Origin of the sequence: Bacillus sp. S10(2024) (assembly GCF_050473865.1) — a bacterium.
Lineage (GTDB): Bacteria > Bacillota > Bacilli > Bacillales > Bacillaceae_G > Bacillus_A.
This window is the reverse complement of the sequence record NZ_JBFLUR010000002.1, coordinates 3,132,796-3,153,697: the sequence shown is the minus strand read 5'-3', so window position 1 is coordinate 3,153,697 and position 20,902 is coordinate 3,132,796. Positions and strand designations below refer to the sequence as shown.

The 20,902-nt window shown below is 36.3% G+C and carries 18 protein-coding genes, 3 pseudogenes and 3 riboswitches; of the genes and pseudogenes, 16 read left to right on the top strand and 5 right to left on the bottom strand.

The genetic code is table 11. The features are described from left to right. Nucleotides 1-3 precede the first annotated feature (3 nt). Together AB1280_RS16020 and AB1280_RS16015 are read left to right on the top strand one after the other, a co-directional pair. On the top strand, nucleotides 4-795 hold the full coding sequence (locus AB1280_RS16020; protein ID WP_429756436.1) for an endonuclease/exonuclease/phosphatase family protein: 792 nt from the start codon (nucleotides 4-6) through the stop codon (nucleotides 793-795). Between the two features lie 428 nt (nucleotides 796-1,223). Then, a complete protein-coding gene (locus tag AB1280_RS16015) occupies nucleotides 1,224-3,860 on the top strand; it encodes a YhgE/Pip family protein (RefSeq protein ID WP_429756435.1) in 2,637 nt (878 codons plus the stop codon). 119 nt (nucleotides 3,861-3,979) lie between these two features. On the opposite strand, the gene AB1280_RS16010 is transcribed toward AB1280_RS16015, so the two are convergent. Next, a complete protein-coding gene (locus tag AB1280_RS16010; RefSeq protein WP_429756434.1) occupies nucleotides 3,980-6,169 on the bottom strand; it encodes a DNA topoisomerase III in 2,190 nt (729 codons plus the stop codon). A gap of 244 nt (nucleotides 6,170-6,413) precedes the next feature. After that, nucleotides 6,414-6,523, top strand: a riboswitch (TPP riboswitch). Between the two features lie 72 nt (nucleotides 6,524-6,595). On the opposite strand from AB1280_RS16010, the gene thiM reads away from it, so the two are divergent. The 3 genes and pseudogenes from thiM to AB1280_RS15995 all read left to right on the top strand — a co-directional run. Beyond that, nucleotides 6,596-7,405, top strand: coding sequence for a hydroxyethylthiazole kinase (gene thiM / locus AB1280_RS16005; protein ID WP_429756433.1), 810 nt, complete (start codon nucleotides 6,596-6,598; stop codon nucleotides 7,403-7,405). Nucleotides 7,406-7,420: 15 nt separating this feature from the next. After that, the gene (gene thiE, locus AB1280_RS16000; RefSeq protein ID WP_429756432.1) at nucleotides 7,421-8,074 is read left to right on the top strand and encodes a thiamine phosphate synthase; all 654 of its coding nucleotides are present in this window, start codon (nucleotides 7,421-7,423) and stop codon (nucleotides 8,072-8,074) included. A 265-nt stretch (nucleotides 8,075-8,339) separates the two neighbouring features. Then, a pseudogene (locus tag AB1280_RS15995) lies at nucleotides 8,340-8,534 on the top strand (threonine ammonia-lyase); the annotation flags it as partial. 112 nt (nucleotides 8,535-8,646) lie between these two features. On the opposite strand, the gene AB1280_RS15990 reads toward AB1280_RS15995, so the two are convergent. Then, entirely contained in the window at nucleotides 8,647-8,838 is a 192-nt protein-coding gene (locus AB1280_RS15990; protein WP_429756431.1) for a hypothetical protein, read from the bottom strand. A gap of 161 nt (nucleotides 8,839-8,999) precedes the next feature. Beyond that, nucleotides 9,000-9,212: pseudogene (locus tag AB1280_RS15985) on the bottom strand (anaerobic C4-dicarboxylate transporter family protein); the annotation flags it as partial. A 160-nt stretch (nucleotides 9,213-9,372) separates the two neighbouring features. Further along, a riboswitch (cyclic di-GMP riboswitch) is annotated at nucleotides 9,373-9,459 on the top strand. 278 nt (nucleotides 9,460-9,737) lie between these two features. Between AB1280_RS15985 and AB1280_RS15980 the strand changes: the two are divergent. The 10 genes from AB1280_RS15980 to AB1280_RS15935 all read left to right on the top strand — a co-directional run bounded on the left by AB1280_RS15980 (nucleotide 9,738) and on the right by AB1280_RS15935 (nucleotide 16,751). Further along, complete coding sequence (locus tag AB1280_RS15980; protein WP_429756430.1) at nucleotides 9,738-10,244, top strand: DNA topology modulation protein; 507 nt, start codon at nucleotides 9,738-9,740, stop codon at nucleotides 10,242-10,244. Between the two features lie 275 nt (nucleotides 10,245-10,519). Then, nucleotides 10,520-10,622: riboswitch (TPP riboswitch) on the top strand. Nucleotides 10,623-10,728: 106 nt separating this feature from the next. Continuing rightward, nucleotides 10,729-11,049, top strand: a complete 321-nt coding sequence (locus AB1280_RS15975; protein WP_272188845.1) for an MTH1187 family thiamine-binding protein — start codon at nucleotides 10,729-10,731, stop codon at nucleotides 11,047-11,049. Then, the gene (locus AB1280_RS15970) at nucleotides 10,997-11,797 is read left to right on the top strand and encodes an ABC transporter permease (protein WP_429756429.1); all 801 of its coding nucleotides are present in this window, start codon (nucleotides 10,997-10,999) and stop codon (nucleotides 11,795-11,797) included. The genes AB1280_RS15975 and AB1280_RS15970 overlap by 53 nt, the downstream gene beginning before the upstream one ends. Next, the gene (locus AB1280_RS15965) at nucleotides 11,794-12,786 is read left to right on the top strand and encodes an ABC transporter substrate-binding protein (RefSeq protein ID WP_429756428.1); all 993 of its coding nucleotides are present in this window, start codon (nucleotides 11,794-11,796) and stop codon (nucleotides 12,784-12,786) included. The genes AB1280_RS15970 and AB1280_RS15965 overlap by 4 nt, the downstream gene beginning before the upstream one ends. Then, complete coding sequence (locus AB1280_RS15960) at nucleotides 12,783-13,532, top strand: ABC transporter ATP-binding protein (RefSeq protein ID WP_429756427.1); 750 nt, start codon at nucleotides 12,783-12,785, stop codon at nucleotides 13,530-13,532. The genes AB1280_RS15965 and AB1280_RS15960 overlap by 4 nt, the downstream gene beginning before the upstream one ends. Before the next feature lie 409 nt (nucleotides 13,533-13,941). Further along, entirely contained in the window at nucleotides 13,942-15,480 is a 1,539-nt protein-coding gene (locus AB1280_RS15955) for an ABC-F family ATP-binding cassette domain-containing protein (protein WP_429756426.1), read from the top strand. 43 nt (nucleotides 15,481-15,523) lie between these two features. After that, nucleotides 15,524-15,652, top strand: a complete 129-nt coding sequence (locus tag AB1280_RS15950; RefSeq protein ID WP_429756425.1) for a DnaJ family domain-containing protein — start codon at nucleotides 15,524-15,526, stop codon at nucleotides 15,650-15,652. Nucleotides 15,653-15,747: 95 nt separating this feature from the next. Then, a complete protein-coding gene (locus AB1280_RS15945) occupies nucleotides 15,748-15,984 on the top strand; it encodes a DnaJ family domain-containing protein (protein ID WP_429756424.1) in 237 nt (78 codons plus the stop codon). A gap of 263 nt (nucleotides 15,985-16,247) precedes the next feature. Then, entirely contained in the window at nucleotides 16,248-16,472 is a 225-nt protein-coding gene (locus AB1280_RS15940) for a hypothetical protein (protein ID WP_429756423.1), read from the top strand. 135 nt (nucleotides 16,473-16,607) lie between these two features. Further along, complete coding sequence (locus tag AB1280_RS15935) at nucleotides 16,608-16,751, top strand: histidine kinase (RefSeq protein WP_272188853.1); 144 nt, start codon at nucleotides 16,608-16,610, stop codon at nucleotides 16,749-16,751. A gap of 22 nt (nucleotides 16,752-16,773) precedes the next feature. Here AB1280_RS15935 and AB1280_RS15930 read toward each other — a convergent pair whose 3' ends face one another. Together AB1280_RS15930 and AB1280_RS15925 are read right to left on the bottom strand one after the other, a co-directional pair. Then, a complete protein-coding gene (locus tag AB1280_RS15930) occupies nucleotides 16,774-16,950 on the bottom strand; it encodes a hypothetical protein (protein WP_429756422.1) in 177 nt (58 codons plus the stop codon). A gap of 833 nt (nucleotides 16,951-17,783) precedes the next feature. After that, a pseudogene (locus tag AB1280_RS15925) lies at nucleotides 17,784-18,035 on the bottom strand (recombinase family protein); the annotation flags it as partial. 463 nt (nucleotides 18,036-18,498) lie between these two features. On the opposite strand from AB1280_RS15925, the gene AB1280_RS15920 reads away from it, so the two are divergent. Further along, nucleotides 18,499-20,748 (top strand): glycoside hydrolase domain-containing protein, encoded by a 2,250-nt coding sequence (locus AB1280_RS15920; protein WP_429756421.1) that lies wholly within the window; start codon nucleotides 18,499-18,501, stop codon nucleotides 20,746-20,748. Nucleotides 20,749-20,902 lie beyond the last annotated feature (154 nt).

Genomic DNA, 20,902 nt, shown 5'->3' with positions numbered 1-20,902 from the left:
GAAATGAAATTATTAACACTAAACTGTCATTCATGGCAAGAAGATGAGCAAATTGCAAAGATTCATTATTTAGCAAAAACGATTCAGGAAAATGACTATGATGTTATCGCATTGCAAGAGGTAAGTCAGTCAATTGCGGCCAGAGATGTATCTGGAAACATGAAAGACGATAATTTTGGACGCTTATTACAAGCGGAGCTAGAGAAGCTTGGCGCGGCAAAATATGACGTTGTATGGGACTTTGCTCATATTGGCTACGATGTGTATGAAGAAGGTTTAGCCATTTTAACAAAGCATTCTATTAAAAAGAGTGATTCATTTTTCGTATCAGATAGTACCGACACAACGTACTGGAAAACACGAAAAATTGTAAGCGTTACGCTTTCTTATTACAATCAGCTGGTGACATTTTATTCTTGTCATCTCGGCTGGTGGAATGATGAAGAAGAACCATTTCAGAAGCAAGTAGATCGTTTATTGCATCGTGTAGAGGATAATGAGTTGTCGTTCTTAATGGGTGACTTCAATAACAATGCACGCATGCAAAATGAGGGCTATGACTATCTGGTGCAAAAAGGTTTATATGACACATACCAATTAGCAGAACGAAAAGACGAAGGAACAACAGTGCAAGGAAAGATTGCTGGATGGGATGAGAATAAGCAGAATTTACGTATCGATCTTATTTTAAGCAATCAAGCTGTACAAGTTACTTCTTCTAAAGTCATTTTTAATGGGATAAACCGAGAAGTAATATCAGACCATTTTGGTGTTGAAGTTCAAATTAGCATGTAATGAAAAGGCAACCACCGTACAAAATACGGAGTGGTTGCCTTTTTTATTACATTTCATATATAATCTTCAATATTGAACGTAAAACTAAAACGGTCAATTTGTTTGTATATTTCATTGGAATTATCATATAATGATGTATACAGTTTTTTAGGACCATATATGGTTCAGCACCGTAACATGGGATTGTTTTTTTGAAAATGAATCATTTTTAATACGCGTAACGGAGAGTGGCGACTCCTGTGAGACCCCGCAGGTTTGCTCTCACCTGCGGAAAGCGGAGTGTACATCTATATGTCCCCCCTCTCGTTTGGTGATGAACTAACATATACATCGTTTCAGTTAAAGTTTTCTAAAAATAATGTTATAATGGCGAAATGTATGTATGAACTTGGAAAAAAGAAAAAACATATGATTAGGTGATTAATAATATGAAACAAATATGGCGTATTTATACGACAGACATAAGGAATGTAGCAAGGCACTGGGCTGCAATTGTTATCATCATAGGGCTTACGATTTTACCATCGCTCTATGCGTGGTTTAATATTGAAGCCTCGTGGGACCCTTATGGGAATACGAAAGATGTTCCCATTGCAATAACTAATGAAGACAAAGGTGCAAATCTACGAGGGAAAGACATTAATATAGGGAAAGAAGTGGTGGATTCCCTAAAAAAAAATAAAAACCTCGGTTGGAAATTCGTTGATGAGAAGACAGCGATACATGGCGTGAAGCATGGTGATTATTACGCAAGTATTACGATTCCAAAAGACTTCTCAGAAAAAATTGCAACGGTATTGGATGAGAATCCGCAAAAGCCGGAGATTCAATACTATGTAAATGAAAAGGTAAATGCCATTGCACCAAAAATCACTTCAAAAGGTGCGTCTGGTATTGTTGAAGAAATAGGTAAAAATTTTGTCAAAACAGCAAATGGTGAGATTTTCAAAATCTTTAATGAGCTTGGAATCGACTTAGAAACAAACTTACCAAGTATCGAAAAGGTAAAAGATCTCGTTTTCAAATTAGAAGCGCAAATGCCAGAAATCAATAAAGTGGTGGATACAGCATTAACAGATGCTGGCACAGCGCAGGATCTTGTCAAAACAGCACAAGATACGATGCCAAAGGTTGAAAGTATTATTCAAGATAGCCAGCAATTGACGAAGGATGTAGATTCGTTCTTTGCAGCAAATGATCAAACGCTGGATGAGGCACCAGCGGCGATTAAGAGAGACTTAACGTATGCGAAAAAAGCTGCTGATAGTACGGCGCAGATTACGGATTTATTAAAAGATCCGTTGAAAAATGTAAATAAGGAAACGATGAAAGAGCAAATTAAATCTGTACAAAATACAGCAAATACAATAAAGGAAGTTTCGCAAAAGATTTCTGGTTATACAGATAAGGCAAAAGAAGAACTAAATAAAGTTGATCCGGCAAAGGTCAAGGAAATGGTCGAAGGAATAGAGCAATTATCTGCATTTGGTATTGAACAAACTGAGTTACTCATGAAAATGGTGCAAAATTCTGATATCCCTCAAAAAGATAAGCTTATGAGTAGCTTAAATGTCCTTAATGAAGAGTTTGCTAAAATTAACGTAGCTGCAAAAAAGGCAGTAGAAGCAGCGAACGATCCAAAAAAGAATAAACAGACCATTGAAAATGCTTTAAACCAAATCGATAGTGCAGCTAAAGGTATTGTAGGACTTACAGATGGTATTATTGATATTACGAATAAATTAATGAATATCCTTGATAACGGTGTAGGTGATAAAGGAACTTTAGAAGCGATGAAACAAGGGCTATACGATACCCAATCACAGCTTCAAAAGGGAATTAATCTGATTGACGGAATTATCCCTGTATTAAATAGCGCAGATAAGCTTGCTGGTGACGCAGGAAAAACAACAAATATTCCTGAGACTGTAGCGCAATTAAATGATGCAAAAGGAAAAATGCAAAAGGGCATTAATGCAACAAATAAAATGCTTGATTTCATTAATAGTGGGAAACTACCATCAAAAGAGGATATAGATGGTGTAAATGCAGCAGCTAAAGATGCATCTCAAGAAATAGGTGATATTTTAGCACGCTACGACTCTGAAATTGTCCCAAGTTTCAATGATGCAATTGTTAAAACGAAAAGAATAAACAAAAACACAGCAGATGTTTTAAACACAGCGAATGCAAAGTTGCCTGATGTGAAGAAGTTATTAGAGGATGCATCAAAAGGGTTAGTTCTTGGCAAAGACAAAGTTGAAAAAGTAAAAGCAGAGCTTCCAGAAGCTGAGAAGAAAATTAAAGAAATTGCTAATAAAATTCGCGAATTTGAATCCCAAGAAGATTTAAAAGACATCATTCGTTTATTAAAACATGATGTCGAGAAACAAAGTGATTATTTCGCAAGTCCAGTAAACTTAAAAGAGAACAAATTATATCCAATTCCAAACTACGGTTCAGCAATGTCGCCGTTCTACACAGTGTTAGCGTTATGGGTAGGGGCATTGCTCATGGTGTCATTATTAACAGTAGAAGTACATGAGGAAGATGCGGAGTATAAAAGTTATCAAATTTACTTCGGCCGTTTCTTAACATTCTTAACGGTCGGTCTTGCTCAGGCATTTATCGTAGCAATGGGAGATATGTTCATACTGGGCACTTATGTAGTTGATAAATTCTGGTTTGTCCTATTTAGCATGTTAATTGCTGGAGTGTTCGTTTGTATTGTATACTCACTTGTTTCTGTATTTGGAAACATCGGTAAATCTATGGCAATCGTGTTACTTGTACTACAAGTTGCTGGTTCAGGGGGAACATTCCCAATTCAAATGACGCCGAAGTTCTTCCAAGCACTTTATCCATTCCTGCCGTTCACGTATGCAATTCGTATTATTCGTGAGACAGTAGGCGGTATGCTTTGGGGTATTGTATGGAAAGACCTTCTCGTATTATGTATATGGGTAGTTGTCATGCTTATTATTGCCTTGGTCTTGAAAAAGCCAATTAATAAGTCGAGCGAAAAGTTTGTAGAAAATGCAAAAGGAAGTAAGATAATTCATTAATAACAAAAGGTTCCTGCCAATTGGTAGGAACCTTTTGTTTATGGAGAGTTATGTTGAATAACGTCGAGGCGCCGATATATTAGTGGGCATGGAAAAAGGAGTTGGCAAGCCAACTCCTTTTAATCAAACTTCAATTTCTTTAATGCTTCTGCTAATGCATTATTCAGAGGTTCTTCCTGCTGTTGTTGCTGTTTCATGTATTTTTGAACGGCACGTTTATCTGCTTTGTTACCTGATTCTTTTTTACGACGTTCTTGGAATGAGGAAAGCTTCTCACGATAGCCGCATTTACATGCGAAGATTTGGCCTTCTCCTTCACCGCGAAGTTCTAGTTTTTTCTTACATTGCGGGCAGCGTGCATTTGTCGTGCGGGATACATTTTTACGATGGCCGCATTCACGATCTTGGCATACAAGCATTTTTCCTTTTTTACCGTTTACTTCTAGCATTGGTTTGCCGCAGTCTGGGCAAGTTTTTGTGGAAATGTTGTCGTGCTTATATTTTTTATCGCTCGATTTAATTTCGGAAACAATTTCTTTTGTGTAGTTTTTCATTTCGGAAATAAATACTTCTTTTTTCAATTTTCCTTTCGCAATGGCCTCAAGTTTTTGCTCCCACTCAGCAGTTAGTGTAGGGGATTTTAACTCTTCTGGTGCTAAATCCAGTAATTGACGGCCTTTTGATGTAATGTGAATGTCTTTGCCACGTTTTTCAATTAAGAACGAATTGAACAATTTATCAATAATGTCAGCACGTGTAGCAACTGTACCTAGTCCGCCGGTTGATTTTAATGTGTCTGCAAGCTGTTTGTTTTGCGTGTCCATGTACTTTGTTGGATTTTCCATTGCTGAAAGTAATGTCGCTTCATTAAAACGTGCAGGTGGCTTCGTTTGACCAGCTGTCCCTGCAATTAGTTTTACGTTTAATGTATCGCCTTTTTCGATGCGAGGTAAAATTTGTTCCTTCAAGTCGTCTGCTGCATCGTCATCTTCAAAGCGATTTTCATATACTTCTTTCCAGCCAGAATTCACAATTGTTTTGCCGCGTGCGACGAAATTTTCATCACCGATCTTTGCACGTAACGTTAGTTGTTCGTATTCGAAAGCAGGGAATAAAACTGCTAAGAAACGTTTTACAACTAAATCGTAAACTTTGCGCTCCTTATCTGCGAAAGCTGAGAAGTTTACATAGCTTTCTGTTGGAATGATTGCATGGTGATCACTTACTTTACTATCATCAACAAAAGATTTAGAAGCTTTGATTGGTTTCGTTAAGACTTTATTGGCTAAAGAACGATACTCACCTACTCCGCAAGCTTTCAGACGTTCTGGAAGTGTTCCTACAATGTCAGATGAGATATAACGTGAATCTGTACGCGGATATGTTAATACTTTGTGCTGTTCATAAAGTTTCTGCATAATATTTAATGTTTCTTTTGCAGAATAACCAAAAATTTTATTTGCATCACGTTGTAACTCTGTTAAGTCATAAAGACCAGGAGCAAACGACTTCTTAGGTTTTTTCTCAATTTCTACTACAGTCGCATTTTGCTTTCCTAATTTTTTCACAATCGCATCAATTTTTTCTTTATCAAAGCTGCGGCTATTGCCTTTCCCATCTTGCCAAGTAAGCTTTAACTTCTCTGTTGTTTGTGCTTCAATACCGTAGTAGGTTTGTGCTTTGAAGTTTTTAATTTCGTCCTCACGTCCTGCAATAATCGCTACAGTAGGTGTTTGAACACGACCGCAATTTAATTGTGCATTGAATCTTGTAGTTAATGCACGTGTTGCATTAAGGCCGATATACCAGTCAGCTTCCGAACGGGCAACCGCTGAAGCGTATAAATTGTCGTACGCTTTACCTGGCTTCAAATTGGCAAAGCCATCTTTGATTGCTTTATCGGTAACAGATGAAATCCATAGACGTTTAATCGGCTTATTCATTCTAACTTTATCAATAATCCAACGAGCTACTAATTCACCTTCGCGACCAGCGTCTGTAGCTACGATAATTTCATTTACATCATTTCTAGTCAATTGACTTTTCACAGCATTAAATTGCTTGCCAGTTTGTTTAATCACCGTTAATTTTAAGCGTTCCGGCAGCATCGGAAGATCTTCTAGATTCCACTTTTTATACTTCACATCATAACTTTCTGGGTCTGCTAATGTAACGAGGTGCCCTAAAGCCCACGTAACAATATATTTACTGCCCTCAATGTAACCATTTCCTTTTTTATCGCACTTCAATACACGCGCAATATCACGTGCAACAGAAGGTTTTTCAGCAATTATTACACTTTTTGCCATATTTCAAACATCCTTTCAATTTCCGTAAGTTAACTATAGCATACATCCCCTTCGGATTCAGTTATTCCGAAGATTTGAACCATATTGTAGTTTTCATGTTTCTAAGTCGCTGCTATGCAAAACACAACATGACCGCTCCTATGCATGGCCAGGTGCTCTCACCTATCGAAAAAAGAGGTTTTTATATCTTTTTTTCAACTTGTTATTTCAATAGAAACGGAGTAGACTACTGAAGTAGATGAATAAGAAAACACATGGGAGTTTGTGGATGCAAACTGAGAGTACGGCTAATCCGTCGTTGACCATTTGAACCTGTTGGGTAATGCCAGCGTAGGGAGAGTGTAAAAAGCACATTATGAAGACACTTTGCATGCGCAAAAGTGTCTTTTTTGCTATATCTCCCGTTATAAAAAAGGAGAGATACATATGAAAATGAAAAAAATTGCACAAGTAGTTGAGACAGTACGAGAAAGAAATCCGCTTGTTCATAATATTACAAATGTCGTTGTGACAAATTTTACTGCCAATGGATTACTGGCATTAGGTACATCGCCTGTGATGGCATATGCGAAAGAAGAAGTAGCTGAAATGGCAAGTATCGCGGGAGCGCTCGTTTTAAATATGGGAACACTTCACCAAGAAGAAGTAGAGGCGATGCTTATTGCTGGAAAGTCAGCAAATACGCACAATGTACCAGTTGTATTTGATCCGGTCGGTGCTGGGGCAACTTCGTATCGAACAGAAGTGGCAAGGTATATTCCAAGTGAAGTAAAGCTAGCAATCATGCGTGGCAATGCAGCAGAAATAGCAAATGTGATTGATGAGAAATGGGAGATTAAAGGTGTTGATGCAGGGGGAGGAAATGGTGATGTTGTTTCAGTTGCGAAACAAGCAGCAGAGCAGCTAAACACAATTATCGTTATTACTGGAAAAGAAGACGTGATAACAGATGGAGAAAGAACTTTCATTCTTCGTAACGGTCATCCCATTTTAACGAAAGTAACAGGAACGGGTTGTTTATTAACATCCGTTATCGGAGCGTTTGCAGCAATCGAAAACGATTATGTAAAAGCGGCTGTTGCGGCGGTAACATTTTACGGTGTAGCGGCAGAAATTGCTGTAAGTAAAACAGCTGAACAAGGGCCGGGAAGTTTCCAAATTGAATTTTTAAATCAGTTAGCAAGCGTTAAGGCAGAAGACGTTGAACAATATGGAAATGTTGAAGAAATTCGTTAAGAAGGGATGAGGGAAATGGCACGTATTGATAAACGGCAGATGTCGGAGTTATTACAAGTGTATTTTATTATGGGAAGTAACAATTGCAGAAAAGATCCATTACAAGTTATGAAAGAAGCACTTGATGGTGGAGTTACACTTTTTCAATACCGTGAAAAAGGTGACGGAGCGTTAACGGGGGAAATCCGATATGCATTTGCAAAGCAGTTGCAATCCTTATGTAAAGAGTATCATGTTCCTTTTATTGTAAATGATGATGTGGAATTAGCACTAGCGTTAGAGGCAGATGGGGTTCATGTTGGGCAAGATGATGAAAACATTCAGATTGTACGTGAAAAAATGGGGGATAAAATCATTGGTGTGTCCGCTCATACAATAGAAGAAGCTCGTTTTGCGATTGAAAATGGTGCGGATTATTTAGGAGTAGGACCGATTTTTCAAACAACCACGAAAAAAGATGCAAAAGCGGTACAAGGAACGGCAGGATTACGTTTTTTCCGTGAAAGTGGTATTGAAATTCCGATTGTCGGTATTGGTGGGATTACCGCCTACAATGCTGCTTCTGTCGTGGAAGCCGGGGCGGATGGAGTTTCTGTGATTTCAGCAATTAGTTTAGCAGATTCCCCTTTTGATAGTACGAAAAAATTAGCGGAGTTAGTAAAAAAATAACGGGTTCATATATGAAAAGAACGATTTCTCATGTGCAGAAATGGTTCTTTTTTTGTATAAAACAAATTGTGCCGTTGAAACTAAAGTGTATGAATATACTGTTTCAGAGGCGACAACATGATTACGTTACAAAATATTATAGCAGCTCATGAAAAAATGAAGCATTAGCTTATGCACTTGATTTAAAAGAGCGAACTGGAGCGACATTTGTTCATCCATTTGATGACGTGTGATCGTTGAACAAGGAACAATTGGGCTAGAAATATTGCAGCAAGTATTACAAATTATCACCGATTTAGAAGCAAATGTTCCTCACATTCATTTAGAGAGAATTGGATCGAAAGTATTCCCAGGTTATGCACAGCTTCATCTTTCTCTTGAGACGAAAGATAAAGAGCATGTTGAGCAAGTGCAAATTGGGATGAAGAAGAGAGGATATAGTATCGAAGTTATTGATTGAGCTTTCCCCACCTACTGCTTCGCGCTTGAGGGTCCATGAATAGCGGGATAAATATTTAAACAAACGTTTGATTAAAAAGAGCTAGTCCCTGTAAAGGCTAGCTCTTTCTGAATTAAAACATCAGTGAAACGAGAAGCATTCCAATTCCAATTGATGTAATTGTTGCGACAAGATCCGGAATCATAAAGCTATGATTTAACACATATTTACGGATACGCGTTGTACCTGTACGGTCAAAGTTAATTGCCGCAACGATTGTTCCGTAGTTTGGATTGAACTCCCCCCACTTACCGGCTAACGCCACTTGAAGTGGGGGATTCCAGTACCTCTTGCTCCGATGACAACAGGTTCCGAAACCTCCTCCGTTCAACAAGAGAAGCTCTCTATACCGTCAATCCGAAGTATCTATAGATGACCCAGCTCTGCCCTTCACGCGTTTGAAGAAGGGGTCTTCTGAGATAAAATGATAAAGAAATATCCGTTTACAGCTGGAAACATCGCAATCAATAGTGCTGGTGAAATGCCAAGTGTTAATACAAGCGGTACTATCGCACCTACCGTTGCAGCTTGGCTATATAACAAGATTGATAGCACGAATAGTGCAAGTGCAAATAGCCATGGTGCAATCGTTACGAGTCCTTGAATAGAACCTTGAATCATTTGTAAGTTACCATTAAAAACGTGATTTGCCCTGTTTGTTAACATTATGTTACAAGAGGATTGTTTTAAAATTTTATAATTTATATGTGTAAATAAGTAGACAAATTGATTTAAATGTTGTAATCTGTGGACAGAGAATTGTTTAATTCTCGTAAAACTCCCATATCGTTCAACTCGTTCTCGAGAAAGGCAAACTTGTGGAAACGCAAGGTCGCAAAGCTATAGGAGCTAAGGTCAAATGAGACTATGCTAGCCAGTTACCGGACTGATAGGGTTGGTTTAGGCCAATGTTTTTATAACATTGGTCCTTTTTTGTGTAAAGATTTGAATCGAAAAGATAAGCTACTATCAGTAACAAATGGGATAGCAGCATGATTCTGATAAATTGCAAGTGGTGATTAGAAATAAAAACCTGTCGTTTTGACAGGTTTTTATTTTTAGGAGGAAATTTGTATTCTGTGTTGTATATGAAAAAGTCTGTGCTATGAAACGTAATGCACGATTGTTTAAAAAAGATTATTACCTTTTGGGGAGGAGGATTTTATGAGAAAAATTGTAATTATTGGTTCGGGTGGCTCAGGGAAATCTACATTAGCAAGGCATTTAGGAGAAAAGCTAAAAATGAATGTTTATCATCTTGATGCATTATTTTGGAAACCGAATTGGGTAGGTATTCCAAAGGATGAACAAAGAAAAGTACAAAATAATTTAATTAAAGAAGATGAATGGATTATAGATGGAAATTACGGTGGGACAATGGAAATAAGACTTAACGCAGCTGATACAATTATCTTTCTCGATATTTATAGAACAATATGCATCTATCGTGCGTTCAAAAGAATAGTACAATATCGAAATAGAACAAGACCAGATATGGGCGAAGGATGCGAAGAAAGATTTGAACTTGAATTTTTTAAATGGATATGGGAATATCCAACGACCAAAAGACCTGCAATTTTAAAAAGACTGGATCAATTATCTAGTGATAAAAAGGTTATTATCTTAAAATCACCAAAAGAAGTTCAACGGTTTCTAGAACAAGTGCAATAATTTTAAACTATGCGGTGTACCCATGCCCATCAACCTTTATCATAGCAAGACCCGATACAATTACCATGACTAGAAGTTCAGCAGAGACGTAATAATTGAATGGGTCTATCATGCAAAATTAAGAGATATTAACACATCCATTTTTCACACAAATTGCATTTCTCTACATCAATTGTTGGGTATGATTTCCTGTATGAAGAGCACCTAAAAATAGTATTTACAGGAAAAAAATAAATTTGTTTGTTCATAAAAATAATCCGTGCTACAATGAAAACGAATTGAAACAGGGGAGCCTATGTGGCTGAGAGGATGTAACAATACATCGACCCTTAACCTGATCTGGATAATGCCAGCGTAGGGAGTTGTATCAAGAATCGTAGCGACTGTTATTCTATGATAACTTGTATATAAGGCTTTCCTGCTTCGCTGCAGGAAAGCCTTTTCTTTTTGCATGAAATTTATTTAATATGGGGAGGAATTTAGTATGTCACAGCAAGTTACAGTTTCATTTTCAGTTGTACCACAAGCAAAGCATAAAGATGTATATACGGTTGTAGATAAAGCAATTGAGGTTGTTCAGCAATCAGGTGTGCGCTTTGAAGTTGGCGCGATGGAAACGACGATGGAAGGGGATTTAAACGAGCTTCTTGATATTATTAAACGTGCGCAGCAAGCTTGCATAGATGATGGAGCAGAAGAAGTCATTACTTCTATAAAAATTCACTATCGTCCAAGCACAGGCGTAACGATTGATGAAAAAGTATGGAAGTATCGTGAAGAACATGAAAAAACAGAAACGATCTAACATAGCAACTACGACAATTTGGCTTTTCCTTCTCATCGCCATATGGGAAGGAGCTGTTTCGATATTCCATATTGAACCGTGGATTTTGCCGAAGCCTTCTGCAATTGTACATGAACTGATAGAAATGAAAGATTTACTGCTTCCCAATACGGTGCAGACTTTGCAAGAAGTGTTCATAGGATTATTTTTTGCAATTATACTTGGAACGATCATTGCAATTATTATGGATGTGATTCCGTTATGCCGTGTGTTAATCAATCCATTATTAGTAATTTCACAAACGGTTCCAATCGTTGTACTCGCACCTTTATTTATTATTTGGTTTGGCTACGGAATGCTGCCAAAAGTAATGGTTGTTATTCTTGTATGCTTCTTTCCCGTTACACTTAGTATTTTAGAAGGTTTTCAAACGGTAGATCAATCTATGCTAAAGTTACTTCAAACAATGCGGGCAAGTAAGTGGCAAGTCTATCAAAAAGTGAAATTTCCAGCAGTACTGCCATACTTTTTTTCAGGGTTAAAAATTGCCGTTACATATAGCGTAATGGGGGCCATTATTGGGGAATGGCTTGGGGCAAGTGAAGGTTTAGGGGTTATGCTGACAAGGGCAACGAAATCTTTTTTAACAGCTCGTGTGTTTGGAATCGCTGCTGTGATTGCCTTTGTAACGCTATTCTTGTATTTTATTGTTGAATTTATGGCAAGACTAACAGCACCATGGGTTTACAGAAAGGATGGAGAGAAATGAAAAAAGGGTTAAAAGCGCTATTAGCAGCTTCTTTATTATTTACATTTGCAGGCTGCTCAGCAGGGAAGAAAGAAGAAAGTAAAGAGCAGAAAGTAAAAGTAGTATTAGATTGGTTTCCAAATACAAACCATACTGGTTTATATGTAGCAAAGACGAAAGACTATTATAAAAAACAAGGATTAGATGTAGAAATTATTCAGCCAGGTGAAAATACGTCTGCTGAACAAATGGTTGCATCAGGAAAAGCTGATTTTGGTGTAAGTTATCAAGAGAATGTAACAACAGCTCGTGTTGAAGATATTCCAGTTGTATCAATTGGTGCGGTTATTCAACATAATACATCTGCATTCGCATCTCTAAAAAAGGATAACATCACATCTCCAAAAGCATTTGAAGGAAAACGATATGGTGGCTGGGGAGCACCAGCTGAAGAAGCGACATTAAAAACAATTATGGATAAGCAGCAAGCAGATTATAATAAAGTACAAAAAGTTGTACTTGGACAAACAGATTTCTTTAAATCTATTGGACGTGATGCTGATTTTGAGTGGATCTATTATGGCTGGGATGGTATTGAAGCAAAGAGAAAAGGCATTGAGTTAAACACGATTATGCTAAAAGATTTAAATCCAGCGTTAGATTATTATAGCCCTGTTATTATTACAAGTGAAAAACACGCAAAACAAGATAAAGACTTTGTGAAGAAGTTTATGAAAGCAACAACAGATGGCTATAACTTTGCAATTAAGGAACCAAAAGAAGCAGCGGATATTTTAATTAAAAATGTACCAGACATTAATAAAGAGCTCGTACAAGAAAGCCAAAAATGGTTAAGTACGAAATACCAAGATGATGCGAAAGCGTGGGGAGTACAGAAGGAAGAAGTATGGACCAATTATATGAATTTCTTATATGACAATAAAGTCATTAAAAAGAAAATTGATGTGAAAGCGGCCTTTACGAACGAATTCCTTCCGAGTGAGAAATGAGCGGATTACAAGTAAAAGGCGTTACGAAAACATTTGATGGGAAAACAGTGCTAGAGCATATGAGCGTCTCGGTTCAAGAGGGGGAATTTGTCTCTTTCGTTGGACCAAGTGGTTGCGGAAAAAGTACGTTATTAAACATTATTGCGGGGATTGAACAAGCAAATGATGGAGATGTATGTTACGAAGATCAATCCGTTATGAATCGTAACGTTGTTAGCTATATGCCGCAGCAAGATCTTTTGCTTCCATGGCGTTCTGCTCTTCATAATATTGTATTACCTTTAGAAATTGAAGGGAAATCCAAAAGAAAACGATTAGAAGTTGGTATGGAAGCGCTAAGGCAATTTGGACTTGATGAATACGCAGATCATTACCCAGATGCTTTATCAGGTGGAATGCGGCAGCGTGTTAGCTTTTTACGAACGTATTTATGTGATAAACCGATTATGTTGCTTGATGAACCCTTTGGAAAACTAGATGCATTTACAAAAATGGAAGTGCATAGCTGGTTATTAGAATCATGGCAAAAAGGGAAACAAACAATCATTATGGTTACGCATGATTTAGATGAAGCGATATTGTTATCAGATCGTGTCTTCATTATGTCACAGCAACCATCAACAATTGTTGGCGAAGTGAAAGTAAATTTGCCGCGTCCTAGAACGATGGACATGTTAACGTCAGAAGAGTTAAAAGAAGATAAAACAGAGATATTGAAAATATTGGCTCCTTATATGAGGAAATAAGATGTTGCCCCTTAACGGTTTTTGGTCCAATTACTGTTAAGGGGTTTTTGTTAGATTTTAAGAAGGAATCTTAACAAATTTGCAGAATATAGCATATGATAGAATAAATGTATGATTTTTGTTTATTCTATATACAAATAATAATTTATAAAGAGGTGAAAGGATAAGATGACTTTATCAACTGTTCTTCAAATGGTTTTGGCTTGATAAGGGAGTAGTCTGCCCAATTTTTGAGTAAAAGCCAACCGAAAGACAGTAGATAAAGAACCTTATTCCTTTTTTGCGATAATAATTTGTAATGGATAAGGTGTGTTTGCCTTATCCATTTTTACGTTTAGTGAATTGAATATTGTTTTTTGTACTGTTCTCTCGTTTGGCTTTCAATATGAAGCGAAAAGGAGAGAGTAACATGAGTATGTTATCAGTTGAAAATCTTACCCATATGTATGGGGATAAAATAATCTTTCAAAATATTGGTTTTCGATTACTTCGAGGTGAGCATGTTGGTCTTGTAGGGAGCAATGGAGCGGGAAAATCGACATTGCTACGAATATTATCAGGAGAGTTACTTCCTGATAAGGGAACAATTGAATGGTTTCCTCAGATGAAAATCGGTTTTTTACAGCAACATATCGATTTACAGGTTGGCACAACAATTATGAAGTATTTACAAAGTGCCTTTGCCCACTTGTATGATATCGAGAGCAGGATGCTGCAAATCGCAGAGAAAATGGCAACAGGTGATAATCTGGAACAATTGTTAGTACAATACGGAGAATTACAAAGTGTATTAGAGCATTCTGATTTTTATCATATTGAGGAAAAAATCGAAATGATTGCTGCGGGATTAGGAATTTCAGAACTTGGTATGGATCGTGCTGTGGAACAACTAAGTGGTGGCCAACGAACAAAACTGTTATTAGGAAAATTATTATTAGAAGAGCCGCATATTTTATTACTAGATGAACCAACAAACTATCTCGATAACGTGCATATTGAATGGCTTATAGGGTACTTGAAAAATTACGAACATGCTTATATTGTCGTTTCGCATGATGAAAGGTTTTTAAATGAAATTACGAATGTCATTTATCATTTAGAACATAAAGGGCTGAAACGCTATATAGGTAATTATCAAACATTCATAACAAACTATGGGCAACATAAACAGCAATTACAAGTAGCTTATGATAGGCAGCAAAAGGAAATGAAAAGATTAAAGAATTTTATTCAGAAGAATAAAATTCGTAAAGCAAAACAAGCAAAGAGTCGTGAAAAAGTATTAGCAAAAATAAATGAAATCGGAAAGCCAACTTCTGCACTGCAACCGCGCTTTATGTTTCATGTGCATTTGGATCCTGTTAGCCGAATTTTAGAGACGAAAGATATGCAGATTGGCTATAAAGAGCCTTTATTTAGTCCTATTGATTTACAAATAAAACGCGGTGAAAAAATTGCTATCGTCGGCTATAACGGGATTGGGAAAACAACAATGTTAAAAACATTGCTCGGGTATTTGCTGCCGTTAAGTGGTACGGTGCAAATAGGAGAGCGAGTAAACCCAGCTTATTTTGCACAAGAAGAATTTGCCACGGAGCAAACACCGCTTGAGGAAGTATGGTCACTGCGTCCAGATATGACGCAAAAACAAATTCGGCAATCATTAGCAAGATGCGGTTTAACAGAAGAGCACATTTTACAGCCGCTTTGCTTATTAAGTGGCGGGGAACAAACGAAAGTACGCTTATGTGAATTAATGTTAACAGAAAGTAATGTACTTGTTTTAGATGAACCGACAAATCATTTAGATGTTCAGGCAAAGAAAGCACTGAAGCAAGCTCTTATGCAATATGAAGGCACGATTCTGCTCGTTTCCCATGAACCAGATTTTTATGAAGAATGGGTGACGCAAGTTTGGACAGTGCAGGACTGGTGTAAACGTGTTTAATGGTGAGGGAAGTGTTTCATAGAAGAGAGAAGGCGGTGGTGTTATGGATATCTTTTCGATTCTTGCGGAGGAACGTATTCGTCAGGCAATGAAAGATGGTGAATTTGAAGACCTGCCAGGGAAAGGGAAATCTCTTGCATTAGAAGATTTATCCCGCATTAACGGGCAGTAAGACCCCCACCTCAAGATTCAGAGCGAAGCGAGGAAGATAGGTGAGGGATAACTGCCCGTAAAAGCCCGATTGGTTCAACTAACCATCAGTGGGAGATGAAAAAACTCTCCACTGATGGAAGTTTCACTTTATCAATGATACCGGAAGAACTTCGCATGAGTTACAAAATTTTGAAACATGCTGGTATGATCCCTGAAGAAATGCATCTGCAAAAAGAGGTGTTAAAAATTGAAGATCTACTGGCGTGTTGCCATGATGAGGCAGAGAGAAAACAATTACAAGAAGAATTAACGGTGAAATCACTTCGTTTTCAACAACTGATCGAAAAATGAAAAATAAAAGGAACAGCTTCATTTGGTATATACCGCGATAAGATATTTCGAAATTTTCTATAAGGAGATTCTTAAGATTTCGAAGTAAATAAGAGTTAACGATTGTTATCTGTACTATTAGTTCGAAATTTATCCTAATTTAGGTAAAAATGTAATTTTATTAGAGGATATGGAGGGAGTTTTGGCGAAATATTTAGTTGTGATTATTTTCCCTAAAAAATATAAACTGCACTCTAGTTGAAGAGTGAAAGGGGGATTTTAGAATGGAAATGGTAGTAGGCGTTATATTTTTTATTTTACTGTTTGCAATTATTGTAAAAGCAAATGTATCGAGTGAAAGAAAAAGGAGACGAAACCGATATCATTCCGATTCAACGGATAGTACAGGATATAGTGCACCAATATTTTTTGCAGAATCTAGTGACAGCTCGGGAGATTGCGGAAGTTCTTTTGGCGGAGATGGCGGCAGCTGTGGTGGTGGAGATTAACATAGAAATGCGCCTGAAAAGGCGCATTTCTTATTGCTTTGAAATGTAAACAAACGTTTGATTAGTTGGGGGAAAGGCTTGTAAAATCTATTAAACAAACGTTTGATTAATAAAGAGATAAAGAGGGAATATAGAATGGAAAAAAAGCCGAAAGTAAAAAAAAATTGGAAAATGATTGCATTTGCTGTAGTAGGGGGAGGCGCTATTTTATTTAAGATTGCGTTAAAAATAGGGAAACTGTATGCGATTCATAATTGGATTGATAAGATGTTTTCTTAAATAGAGGTCACCTTCATACCCATCAACTTAAGAAAACAGGTTCTGGTGCAAATACTTCCAGATATTTTGAAGTATTTGCACCAGGACCATTTTGTGTATATGTATTATTGCTTGCTGCACTGCTATGTAACGGAAATAAAAATAATGGTACTAAGGATACAGTACATAAAGTTTTTTTTAGTAATGAATACTTTTTCATATCTTCTTCTCCAATTTGTTAGTATTAAAATTTTAATGCGAAATAATTACAAGTATTTAACAAATATACTATGTCTTTGTTTTGTGAATAGAGAGTGTGATAAAAAAAGAAATTAAAGGAAAAATAAAGGACCACGACGAAATTCCCATCCCCATAAAATAAAATGACATAGATATTTGAAGAAGCATTGTTATTACAGGAGCTACCCACACCTTTTTAAAAATATAAAAAGCTGTTATTCCAAGTGAAATACAAATAATTGGTTCGAAGACTAACTGGTATAAAAAAGGGCCTAGAGAGCCTAATATAAAATTATTCACTATAATTCACCGCCCTTGTATAATTTTTCTAGAACTACTAATACATCGTATATTGTAATAATAAAACTATAGACGTGTTCATTCTTTTCGTGACATTTTTTCAAAAAAATGTATTTTTGTGGTATGCACAATACTTATAGGGTTAACATAGATACGTGTATATCTCGGCCGAACACCTACCCGTTTGCGTAGCCATTTACAAACGGGCTTGACGTACCGCCCACATTTTAACGAAAACATACACTAAGCAAATTTCGGCCGTGAAGAGTAACTAAGGCAGCTACACGAAAAAAGGAAACAGACAACTATAGCTAAGGTTGATGAAGCTATAAAACGTCTAACCAAGAGCTCTAAAGCAATTAACTTCAATAGTGTGGCAGAAGAAACCGGAGTGAGTAAAGCCACACTAAAAACAAATTACAAAAACAACAACTATTTAACGTTTTTAGTTACTTTAATTTACAACAAATGTCTTAACGTATAAAATCCGCGAAATGACGTCAGTATCCCCTAGTATCTAAATTCTTCTAATGTATCATTCATATTTCTTCCAAGTCTTGTTAAGGAATCAAACACAATGGTATCCCCTGTATGAACGAGACGTTTTAACATTTGGTAGTTCTCTCTCTCCATATTTTTTCCAAATTCTTTATCAATGAAAATATCTCGATCCTCTATTCCTAAATCTTTCATATTCTGAATTTGGCGTTCTTCGTTTTGATCTTTACTCGAAACTCGGACATATCCAAATTTTTTATGCTTCATATGCTACACCTCATTGATAATTATGCCAATTATGTCTGTAAAGGTACATGAAATAAACAGATGTGTGTAAAATGAGAAATAAACATTTATAGACGTGGTTTTTCATAGTTTTCTATGCATCTGTAAAGGTATACTTTTACAGAAGACTCGAGGCGGAAATGTAACACTAAATACATGGAAGTTAAAAACGTATCTAAAGGTGTACCTTTGTAAACACATTGTAGACATCTCACAAATACAGTGATCATAACAATTCAAATAATTTATTTTTTACTAAAAATAGGAATTCGATATTGTTGAAGTAGTTACAAAGTTTTTTTCTATTTTTTGATTTATTCTACTTTCCTTTCACTTAATAGAGTAAGAGCTTAATTTAATTAAATTTTTATTGAAATATGTATATTTATTTTTAACTACATTATTAAATTAAGCTTCACTAATAAGAAAAGGGAGAGAATTTATAATGGCAGAGCCGATGTTAGATCCAGCAGTATTGGCAGTACAAACATGGGTAAATTTAAAATACGGAAAAGTCGCAGGTTTTCAGCTAGCTCCTTTAAATGGTAAAACAGGTTGGTCAACTGTTTATGCTTTAACAAGAGCCCTTCAAGTTGAATTGGGTATTACTTCGCTTGCAGATGCATTTGGACCAACTACAGCTTCTAAATATAAGCAGTGGGGTGAAATGTCTTTAGGAAATGTTCCTACTGATGAAAAAGGAAAAGCGATTGTTACAATTTTAAAAGGTGCTATGTATTGTAAAGGATATAATCCGGGGAAATTTGATGATCCTGTTTTTGATGAGAAAACGAAAAATGCAGTTGTGAGTTTACAAAAAGATGCTGGTCTTCCAGTAGCTGATGGTAAAGTGTATGACTATATTTTTAAGGCTTTCTTAACAATGGATGCTTATCGTCTTACTCCAGGTGGAGATGCAAAAGTACGACAAATTCAACAAGATTTAAATAATAAGTATTACAAAACTTCTGGTGTTCAACCAACAGATGGTCATTACCAACGAGGTACAAACAAAGCTTTAGTGTACGGTTTACAAACAGAAATGGGAATTGCTGCAGATTCTCAAACTGGCTCGATTGGTCCTGCGACAAAGAATGGATTACCAATTCTAAAAGTAGGTAGTTCGGGTAGATTTGTTACATTATTTCAATATGCTTTATATTTTAATGGTTATGATTCTGGTTCGTTTTCAACAACATATAATGCCAGCATAGAAAGTGCAGTTAAGAAATTCCAAGAGTTCACACTACTTCCTCAAGATGGTGTTGCAAATAAGTCAACTTGGTTATCAGCATTAGTTAGTACCGGGGATCCTGATCGAAAAGGAAAGGCTTGTGATTGTATAACGGAAGTCACTTTAGAGAGAGGTAAAGCTTTAAAGGCTGCTGGTTATGAAACTGTAGGACGTTATCTTACTAATGCTAGTCCAGGTATTTTAAATAAAAAACTACAACCAGGTGAATTGAAAAATATTTTTGATGCTGGATTATCTGTATTTCCCATTTACCAAGCTAATGGTAGACAGGCTTCAAGTTTTAGTGCAGAACAAGGTCGATTAGATGCAAAAACAGCATATGATGCAGCGAAAGAATATGGATTCCAAGATGGTACGACTATTTATTTTGCAGTTGATTTTGATGCATATGGGACAGATATTACGGATAATATTCTTCCCCATTTCAAAGCCTTAAATGAGAAAATGGTTCAACTTGGTGGATCTTATAAAGTAGGTGTTTATGGGGCTCGAAACGTATGTATTCAAGTTTCAGAGAAAGGTTATGCGAAGACAAGTTTTGTTAGTGGAATGTCCACAGGATTTAGTGGGAATTTAGGGTATCCACTACCAAAAAACTGGGCTTTTGATCAAATTTCAACGATTAAAGTTGGATCAGGTAGTGGTCTTATTGAAATAGATAATAATATGAAATCAGGTCGAGATACTGGTGTTTCTAAAACAGAATTTGATAAGTTATCCTTTACACTTCAGCTTCTTGAAATGGCAAGATCCACGTATAATGATGATCTAAAAACTGATGAAAAAACCCCTGCTGAGGCCTTTATAAGTCCAGGAGGCTGGGTATTACACAAAAAACATGCAAATCAATCAATAACTTCCTTTGATGTATATGTGTATAGAAAAGAAATTTCCAAAGAAAAATATGCTTATACAGTTGCATTTAGAGGTTCACAGCAGTGGCAGGACTTTGTAGTAGATTTCTTACAAGTAGGGTTAAACATGGGAGGTTTACAAATTGGTGAAGCTGCTAATTTTGTTAAAGAATTAATAGAGACTGATGGTAAAAAGATGAGTCATTTGTACATTACAGGTCACTCACTTGGTGGGTACTTAGCACAATGGGTACAAAGTGAAATGATTGATGAAAATTTACCTTGGGTTGAATCAAACACAGTGACATTTAATGCGCCAGGATTTAGTCCTATTATCAATTTTCATGATATTACACATCAAGCAAAAGTAATCCAAAAACTTGCTAATAATAAACTAAAAAAATATGATGATCTTATAATTAATCATCGTATTGAACAAGATAGTATAAGTAAGTTTGGATTTGACTTAGGAATACTCTATGTTTATGACAAATATAACAAAACAATTGAAGACACTAAGGGTCGAAAAGAGATTATTGAATATTATCATCATCCATCTCGCTTTAAAGAAGTAAATTTAAAATAGAAGTATTTCTAATAAGGTCACTATACCCTTATAGAAATACAGTAAAAACCAGCTATATTGTGAGTATTTTGCATAATATAGCTGGTTTTTTTATTTCTTTAAAGATGGATGGGCGGTTTTTTTGTATACTCAAAAAGGAAAGGGCTGCTCATAA